Origin of the sequence: Rhodococcus mengyinensis, assembly GCF_048381435.1 — a bacterium.
GTDB lineage: Bacteria > Actinomycetota > Actinomycetes > Mycobacteriales > Mycobacteriaceae > Rhodococcus_F > Rhodococcus_F opacus_D.
Genome location: NZ_JBLWIT010000148.1, coordinates 84726 through 93166, shown reverse-complemented (window position 1 = coordinate 93166; position 8441 = coordinate 84726). Strand labels below are relative to the sequence as shown.

Sequence of the window (8441 nt, the reverse complement as noted above, 5' to 3'; positions counted from 1 at the left end):
CGCACTTCGCGTGTTGTGTACCTGCCGGCCGGCTACATGCTTTGCGTGGCGCTGGATTCGCGGCCGTCCGACGGCGGCACCGGTTGTCCGGGAGCGCGGCTCGCCAGGAACCGCTCACGAACAATGAGATAGAACGGAAAGGCCATCGACACGCCGATGTAGGACAGCAGAACGAAGACCACGCCCCATTTGCGGCCCATCCCGATCCGCACGGTGTCGGTGAGAACCCACACGATGAAGACCGCCCACGCGATCAACATGTCGATGCTCAGGAAGGCCGCCGTGCCGCCCGGTTCGATGCCGTCACCGAAGAACTCGACCGGGTTCAAGATGTTGCCGCCGTCGCCGATCCAGTCGAACGCGAACGGCCACGTCAGGAGTAGCGCCGTGATCCCGGCGACGAGGTAGCAGGCATGCCGGACGTTCATCGCCGTGCTGCGGTGTAGTTGCGTCGTCACCATGTCACCTGCTGTCTGCGACTCGGACGTGGATCTCGGCATCGCAGTCACCGACGACGAGCTGGCAGGACAAGCGGGAATCGTCGTCCGCCGCATCCAGATATGCGATCAGGTCCGTCTCCTCGTCGGTTGGTTCGGCGAAGAAGTGGGTGTACTCCTTCGGGAGATGAACGTGGCAGGTCGCGCACGCGCAACTGCCGGCGCATTCGGCAACGATGCCGGGGAGATTGTTTCGGAGCGACGCATTCATGAGCGTCTCGCCGAGTTGGACGTCGACCTGCTCGGTCGTCCCGTCGGGCAGATGGTAGGTAACTTTCGTCATGATGTGGTGGCGCTTTCTCGCGGGAAGGAGTTGCGCCGAAGCGGTTCTCGCCTCGGCGCACCACCGGGTCAGGCGAACGTCAGGTGGACGGGCAGGCGCCGGAGTCCGCCGACGAAGTTCGTCTGGATCATCTTGGGGTCACCGGTCACCTCGATGCGCCGGAGTGTGGGCAGCAGCTCCTCGAGCATGACCTTCATCTCGAGCTTGGCGAGATGCTGTCCGATGCACATGTGCGGGCCGTAGCCGAAGGCGATCTGCTTGTTCGGGCGTCGATCGATGTTGAAGGTGTCCGGATTGTCAAAGACTTCGGCATCCCGGTTGCCCGACTGGAACAGCAGCATCAGGCGGTCGCCGGCCTTGATGGTGCGTCCGCGGAGTTCGTAGTCGCTGAGAGCGACGCGGGTAAACTGCTTCACCGGCGACACGATCCGCAGTGCCTCGTTCACGAGGTGTGGAACCAGGCTGAGGTCGCCCTGGACACGCTCGAGGATGTCGGGACGTGCAGCCAGCTGTTGCAGGCATCCCGCGAGGGTGCTGGCCGTGGTGTCGTGGCCGGCGGTGGCGATGGCCACGAACCATCCGTAGGCGAAGGTCTTGGGGAAGTACTCCCCGCTCGCGTCCTTCGCGACGGCGATGAGGGTGGCCAGATCGTCGCGCGGTTCGGCGCGCCTGCTCTCGACGAGAACATCGAAATACGCGTAGAAGTCCGCGATCGCCGCCGCCCACTGCTGTGCCGCGGCGTCGGGAGAAAGGGTTTCGATGTCGTCGCGCTTCGCGTCCGGGTCGGCGACTCCGAAGAGGTCCTGCGTCAGCGCCATCATGCGTGGTTCGTCTTCCACGGGAACACCGAAGAGTGACATGATGACGTGCAGCGGGAAGAAAACCGCGAACTCGTGCACGGCATCCAGGTCTTGCTTTCCGGACACGAGGCGCGCGACGGATTCCCGCGCGGTCTCGCGAATGCGGTCTTCCCACTTCTTGAGGTTCGCCGGGCGGAACCAGTCGAACGCAACGTCCTTGATCGTGGTGTGTTCCGGCGGGTCGAGGTAGGGCAGCGCGTCGAGGATGCGGAGACTGCCACCGGTGAGTGTCTTCGTGAACTCGTCACCGGCCTGATTGGTGAGAATCGGGTTGTGCGAGCCCTTGTTCTCGCCACCACCCGCACTGAAGATCTCTGGCTGTCGCTCGATCTCCATCAGGTCGGCGTGCTTGCTGACCAGCCAGAGGGGGTCGTACCCCTCTACCCGTGCCTGCCCGAGGGGCTGGTTCTCGCGGAGCCATCGGTACGCCTCGTAGAGTTTTGCGTCGTCGCTGTGTCCCTCGGGGAGGACGATCTGCCTGCCTATCTCGTCGGGAACTGTTGTAGTGTCGGCGGATTCGACTGTCGTCATGATCAACCTTCTCTCTGGGGTGGGCTGAAGAGAGCCGGACGCATGAGGGTCACCCCCTACGTACTCATGCTCTGTGACTCGAGTCTCATGGATGGTCGAGATGGGTGCGTCACCCGGATGAGGTGTTTTGATCCCGCTTCGGAGGGGTTGAGCGGTGCTGAGTGCGCGCGGGGCGGCCTTGACTGCTTTGGTCGGATAATTTCTATACTTAGACCGAATTGAGTGGCAGAATACTGTCCATGGCGCGGACGAGGCGATGGTCGTTCTTCCTGGCAGCGGTCGTAACCGCGATCCGGTGTACTTGCGCGCGGCATCATCTCCGGCGTTCTCGCGCCGGTCATCGGCCCTCGGCTCGCGACGGTCGAACCGAAACTCGTCATGCGTGCAATTCTGCGAGGTGGTCTCGTCGACGACTCCGCTCTGACGAACGAATACTTGGACGAGCTCCTCGCGGTGGGGAAGCGGCCCGGTTATGCCTCGGTGGCCCGTGCCGTGTACGGCGCTCTGCCGAGTCTGGTCGCTGCCAGGTCCGTGTATCCACGGGTGACGGTTCCCGTGAATCTGGTCTACGGGGAACACGATTGGTCCAGGGCGTCCGACCGCGACGCGAACAACCGTGCGCTGCCCGGTGCCGAGTTCGTACAGATACCGGATGCCGGGCATTTTTTTCCCGCGAGAAGCCCGCTGTCATTGCCGCGCTGCTGGATCGGTCAGCAGTCGGGGAGGATCACGAGTACGGGTAGCTGAACCGTCCGGGGTCGAATGAAGGCCTCGCTCAGGCCACCTCGAGGACCAAGGCACACCGCCTCCTCCGCGAGACGATCGATCTGCCCCCGAACTCGAGCCAGACGTGGCTGGCGGGAGATCGCTGAGCGCGAGGCGAACGAAGGAACGCTCGCCGCGACGGAGGACGCCTACGCCGCACCGAATCGGGCTACGCGATCGGTGTCTGCGCTGAATTGGGAGCCCAGCCCGCTGTGATCACAGTGAGAGCGGCTCCGAGATAGCGGGGCTTCCTGTGTCGAATGTCCGAGACGATCTCCGGACCACGCCGACACACGCCGACACACGCCCGGAATTCGTCACCGACTTCGGTTGGCCTCATCCGCCCACTCCGTCATACCGAGCCGGCTTCTGTTGATGATCGGCAAGTGGTCAATGGTTGAACCTGTCGATGAGTCATCCGACAGCGGTCGGATTGTCGAGGAGCAGCCCGGCCGAATGCCCTGCAACCCCGGCTTGCGGGAGCAGTGGGGGCGTGTCGAGTTTTGCGACGGTCACGTCGGCACCCGCTGCACGCCAGGCGTTCGCCATTTCGTAGGTGTCCGCGGCAGGGGTGACGTCGTCGCTGACGTTCTGGGCGACGAGTACGGGTGCGGCAGGAGCGCTTCGGCCCAGGTCGAAGCTGTCGAGGACAGCCTTGATCGCGGGATAGGCCTCGAGTTCGTCCACGATCGGGCGACCGCTGACCGACAGCGAGCTGGTGGACTGAAGGCATGGAGCACGGCGGTGCCATTGCATTCGGTCGCGGTGCGGTGCAGGAAGTCGATGCCGGCGGGGTTGAGCATCGACGTGACCGTCGTCGTGAATTCCGGGTGACTCGGCGCTGGTCCGGTTCGACCACGAGCGCAAAACAGATCCGCCCCGCCGCCGAGCACGTGAACCTGCTGATGGAGTGCGACCTGGACCCGTGGGGGCCCTGGACAGGTGGTCCACCGAGAATCAGCTGATCGGGGACCAGCGGCCAGTGGACCGACTCAGCGCGCACGCGCTGACCGAGGCAGAGGTGGAGCTGATGGTGGCGGCCGAGCAGAGGGGGGATGGAGTGATCCCGGGGCACAGTGCTGCAACGGCCGGCCCGCAGACCAGGCTTATTCTCGCGGGCACCGCGCTGCACCGGATCTCGAGTACCGGGTCCGGGCACCCGCCGAACTCGTTCAAAGCCAGTGGCATCCGAGCGCCCGGTCACCCACTGCCCGGGTGGTTTGATCTGATCGACGAACTCCCACGGCGGCTACCTGTACGTCGCATTGTCCCTTGCGGGAGCCGTCACCGGCATCCTGCGCGATATGCACATCCCGCGATCGGGGACCATGCGCCGGAAATGGCTCGCCGACAAGGCACACACCCGGAGGGTGTGGATCGGTACGTCATTGCGGCGTCCCTGCTGGACGGCGACCTCCGATCGCTGAACCTGTCGGGGACCTTGGTGGGCTGTGACCGCGGTGCCTACCCCTGGTCCCGCACCACCTGCCATCAGATCCTCGACGTCAACCCCGGCGCCGACGGGTGAACTATCACTGCCGCTGCAATCCCGCCGAACTCGCCCTGATGCTGCTGGACCGCGGAACCCTCGACTCGACCGCACTCACCATCGCCGAATCCCACGACGTGCTGACCGACCCGGACACCTTCGACGAGGTGGGCGAGGTCCTCGACGAGGTCCACCACCTGAACTATGTGGGTGCGGGCAGCGCACGACAGCCTGGCACATGGTCCCGACACCGCACGAAGCCCCGCATGTGCGCCGCGGGCGGACGGGCCGAGCTGACCGGTTCTTCAGCGGCAGGCGGCATACCCCCGGCAGGAGGTCATCAGGTGAGTCGCCGGCACCAGCCGTCACGGGTGCGGTAGCGGCCCCTCCCGTTTCGCGCTATCATGAATTTGTGTGTGATAATAGATGAAAGTAAGGGGTTGGGCGTGATGAACGAGGCCACCGATGCCAGCACCGAAGCCCGCTACCTGCGCGGCGATCTCGGTTTCGAGGAGGCGCTACGAGAGGTGACCGGCACCGACGTCGGACGCCAGTTCTTCGCCCAGATCCTGCACAGCCTCTCCGACCGGAACCCGGCGGCACCGCCGCTGTCCGACCACGACGCAGCCCTGCTCGATCAGGCCGGGTTCGTCGACGACCCGGCCGCGGCGACGACCGCACGAGTGGACCGCGACATTCGCATGCAGGAACTGGTCCGCCACTCCCTGTCGATCGCGGAGGCCGCGGACCGTCTCGGGGTGACCGCGGCCCGGATCCGGCAACGCCTCGGCGAGGGCACCCTGTGGGCGTTCGCGTCGGGCCGGAACCGGTTGCTCCCGCCCGCCCAGTTCACCGACACCGGCGCGGTGCCGCACCTCGACCAGGTGATGCCGTTGCTGGCGAAGGACCTGCACCCGCTGACCGTGCAGGCGTTGCTGACCCGCCCGCAACCGTCCCTGACCGTGGAGGGCCGGCCAGTGTCGATCGTGGCCTGGTTGACCGGCAGCGCCGGAACCGCCGCCGACATCGAACAGGTCCACGACGTGATCATCGCCGCCGAATGGGAATCGGCATAGATGGGGTCGATGCTGCCCGCACCACCGACCCTCGCCGACCTTCGTGATGCCGGCGTGCGCGGCGAGGAAGTGATCGACTGGCAACCGGCCGAGGTGGTGTGGCGGGTGCATCGCACCACCGGCACCCACGTGCTGCCCTGGAACGGACTGCGCACGTTCGGTCCGATCCTGCGGTTCGACCACCACCCGCCCCCGCGCGCCGAGCATCCCGATTACGGCATCTGGTACGGCGCCTCCAGTCCCCGCGGCGGGCTGGCCGAGGCGTTTCAGAGCGCCCGGGTGATCGACCGCCACCGCGGCGACCCGTATCTGACCGGGCTGCGATTCACCCGGCCGCTGAGACTGCTCGATGTGTCCGGCATCGGCGAGGGGACGTGGGCGACACGGGTCGGCGGCAACCACGCCCTCGACTCCGCCGCGCACGGCCGAACCCAGCACTGGGCCCGCACCATTCACCAGGCCCATGACGATCTCGACGGGATCGTCTACCGCGGCCGGTTCGCCGGCGGTGTCTGCATCGCGATCACCGAACGCGCCGCCGACGCGTTCCCCGTGCTGCCGGCCTTGTCGCTGCCGTTGTCGCATCCCGGGTTGTCCGGGCCGATCGACAGCGCGGCCTGTCAGCTCGGCTACACCATCACCTGACGCTGCGATACACGCGAGGGCGAATCGGTTGGGATCGCGGCACATGGCGTCCCGGCACCGGGGCCGCGATGCTGACGCTCGTTGCGCGGCGAGTAGGAGCTCCCACCGCCAAAACGCGAGTTCCAAGAGCAGCCGTCTCCCGGTACCGGTCCGGGGAAACGAACGAGTTGCGTGCCGACGCCAGCAAGAAACTCAAACTCGTGAAGGCCCAGGAAATCATGAAACGCGCCGGAGTGTTGCGCCCGGACGGAACACCGAAAAGAGCGGTTATCCGGGTCAAGGGTGGTGTCGTGGTCCGCAACGGTGCCGACGAGGGCTACGTCGTAGGCCTCGAGAATTTCCATGATGTCCCTGTCAGACTTCTTCATGCGTCCCTCCGGTGGGAGTCGCTCAAGGTGGTCGAAGGCCTCGAGCAAAACCCCGGAGGGGCGTCGGTGTCAGGACCGACACACCGCCGGCCCCATGCCCATCGACAGGGCGATCAGCTGTCCGTCAGCAGGGACGAACGTGTCCGCCTACAGGGAGGTTGGCATGTCCGCTAGCAGTCTGCGTGTCGAAGACGGTCGGATGGCGGTGGTTCCGCGAGGCTGGCGGGGTGATGCCACAACCTCTACCTGATCGTGCTGTCGCCTCGCAGCGGTCGGGACGAGAACACCTCTCTACAGCTATCATGCGGAGGGGACGAGTTGGTCCCCGTCCCGGTCCAGACGAGTTCGTCCGTCAGGCATGTGCTGCGGGGGATGCGGTGCAGGTGGTTCGTCCCCCCGACGGAAATCGCACCGCCACTTGATCTCCGGTGCACTGGATGCGGTCGATTTTCCTCGCGGCCCGTTTCGCCGGTGTGGCTCCCGTTGACGATTGCGTGTGACACCCGGAATCTCAGAGCGGATAGTGCGTCAGCACTCCCATCGGGTCGTGACGCTGCCGCAGTTCTCGCAGTCGGCGAAGGTTCCCGCCGTAGGCCGCGTCGATCTCGGCGCCGGTCTCGGGAAAGCCCGGCCGGACTTCGACGCTGTAGACGCCGATCGTGTGGGGTGCGAGCGCGTCGAGGGTGCCGGCCGCCCACGACAGGCAGGCGGCACCGTCGTAGGGGTCGGACCAGATGGCGTTGAGCGGAATGTTCCACTCGCCGCTCCGCCCCCAGAACGCGGTGTCACCGTCACCGACGTCGGCGAGGGCTCCGCCGGTGTGCTGGAAGTCGATACGACATTCGCGCGTCGGCGCCCCGCGGATCTGGGTGGCCAACGCCTCCGCGAGTGGGGAGTCGAGGGTCGGTCCGGTGAAGACCGCCTTGCCGAAGAACGACCCCCGGCGCTCGCCCGGTCCGGGCAGCCGGATCGGTTCCGGTTCTGCGCCGCCCGGTCCGGGTGGCGCGAATTCGGGTAACCCGGTGAGGTAGGTGCCGGACAACTCCGACCGGTACAGGACGCTGCCCGACACGTCGGCGACCGCGGTGGCAGCCGCCCGGGCGCGGTCGATGTCGGATTCGTCCCCGCTCGCACATGCGGTGTACACGAAGAGGACGGGTTCGTCGGGAGACAGTGCGCTGTAGCCGAGTACCGCGCCCATCGCCGTGTCCCGCGGAAGCGTCGGGGCGACACGGAAGTAGGTGGCGAGCGCCTCGAGTCCGAGCACCATGCGGTCGACCCACACCGGACCCACCGGGTGTGTCCGCAGCACCGCCGACGTCACGACGCCGAAGCACGGCGCGCAACCCCGGACCGCCCACCACAGATCCGCCTCGTCGCCGGTGCTGGCATCGGACAGGTGGACGACCTCGCCCGACGGAAGCACGAGTTCGACCTCGACGAGCTGATCGAGCGTCAATCCCAGACTGCGAGTGAGGTATCCGACGCCGCCGCGGGTGACGAGTCCGAACCCGGCGTGGCCCACGATCCCCACCGGTACCACCCGGCCGGTGGGTGCGAGCGCGTCCAGCATGGTTCCCACGGTGGCACCGCCGGCGACGACCACCCGGTCGTCGTCGGGTCGGGCCGTGTTCAGGTGCGCCGACAGGTCGAGCATGACGGCATCGTCAGCGACGCAGTTGGAACTCAGCCCACCGCCGCGGACGGTGACGGTGCCGCCCGTCCGATGCGCGACCCTCATGACGGTGGAGATCTCCTCCACGGACACCGGTTGGACGACGCAGGACGGCCGGCGTCTCGCGGCATCGGGAAAGAACACTCTGCCCAGTGCGGTGCGGTAGTCGTCGGTGTCCGGCAGATGAACCCGGTGCGGGAGAACCGCCTTCAACTGCGCGACACATTCCGCGGATGGTGAACTCACGAGCGC

The 8441-nt window shown here is 66.3% G+C and carries 9 protein-coding genes and 1 pseudogene; 5 read left to right on the top strand and 5 right to left on the bottom strand.

Translation table 11 applies throughout. From position 1 onward, the window contains the following. Positions 1–32: 32 nt before the first annotated feature. The 4 genes from ACNJ7E_RS38620 to ACNJ7E_RS38605 all read right to left on the bottom strand — a co-directional run bounded on the left by ACNJ7E_RS38620 (position 33) and on the right by ACNJ7E_RS38605 (position 3623). Complete coding sequence (locus ACNJ7E_RS38620; protein WP_280781364.1) at positions 33–461, bottom strand: DUF2834 domain-containing protein; 429 nt, start codon at positions 459–461, stop codon at positions 33–35. Position 462: 1 nt separating this feature from the next. Further along, positions 463–780 (bottom strand): 2Fe-2S iron-sulfur cluster-binding protein, encoded by a 318-nt coding sequence (locus tag ACNJ7E_RS38615; RefSeq protein ID WP_037231397.1) that lies wholly within the window; start codon positions 778–780, stop codon positions 463–465. Positions 781–848: 68 nt separating this feature from the next. Continuing rightward, positions 849–2171 (bottom strand): cytochrome P450, encoded by a 1323-nt coding sequence (locus ACNJ7E_RS38610; RefSeq protein WP_280781278.1) that lies wholly within the window; start codon positions 2169–2171, stop codon positions 849–851. A 1179-nt stretch (positions 2172–3350) separates the two neighbouring features. Next, a complete protein-coding gene (locus tag ACNJ7E_RS38605) occupies positions 3351–3623 on the bottom strand; it encodes a lipase family protein (RefSeq protein ID WP_280781280.1) in 273 nt (90 codons plus the stop codon). Positions 3624–4275: 652 nt separating this feature from the next. Here ACNJ7E_RS38605 and ACNJ7E_RS38600 point away from each other — a divergent pair. The 5 genes and pseudogenes from ACNJ7E_RS38600 to ACNJ7E_RS38580 all read left to right on the top strand — a co-directional run. Then, on the top strand, positions 4276–4464 hold the full coding sequence (locus ACNJ7E_RS38600) for a hypothetical protein (RefSeq protein ID WP_237735143.1): 189 nt from the start codon (positions 4276–4278) through the stop codon (positions 4462–4464). Beyond that, positions 4461–4805: a hypothetical protein gene (locus ACNJ7E_RS38595; protein WP_268789439.1), complete on the top strand. Its 345-nt coding sequence runs from the start codon at positions 4461–4463 to the stop codon at positions 4803–4805. The genes ACNJ7E_RS38600 and ACNJ7E_RS38595 overlap by 4 nt, the downstream gene beginning before the upstream one ends. A 69-nt stretch (positions 4806–4874) precedes the next feature. Further along, on the top strand, positions 4875–5501 hold the full coding sequence (locus ACNJ7E_RS38590; protein ID WP_418342393.1) for a hypothetical protein: 627 nt from the start codon (positions 4875–4877) through the stop codon (positions 5499–5501). Next, entirely contained in the window at positions 5502–6146 is a 645-nt protein-coding gene (locus ACNJ7E_RS38585; protein ID WP_418342301.1) for an RES family NAD+ phosphorylase, read from the top strand. It begins immediately after the preceding gene. A 125-nt stretch (positions 6147–6271) separates the two neighbouring features. Further along, positions 6272–6466, top strand: a pseudogene (locus ACNJ7E_RS38580) (hypothetical protein); the annotation flags it as partial. A 559-nt stretch (positions 6467–7025) separates the two neighbouring features. Here the strand turns inward: ACNJ7E_RS38580 and ACNJ7E_RS38575 are convergent. Beyond that, complete coding sequence (locus tag ACNJ7E_RS38575) at positions 7026–8435, bottom strand: FAD-binding oxidoreductase (RefSeq protein WP_418342300.1); 1410 nt, start codon at positions 8433–8435, stop codon at positions 7026–7028. Between the last annotated feature and the right edge of the window lie 6 nt (positions 8436–8441).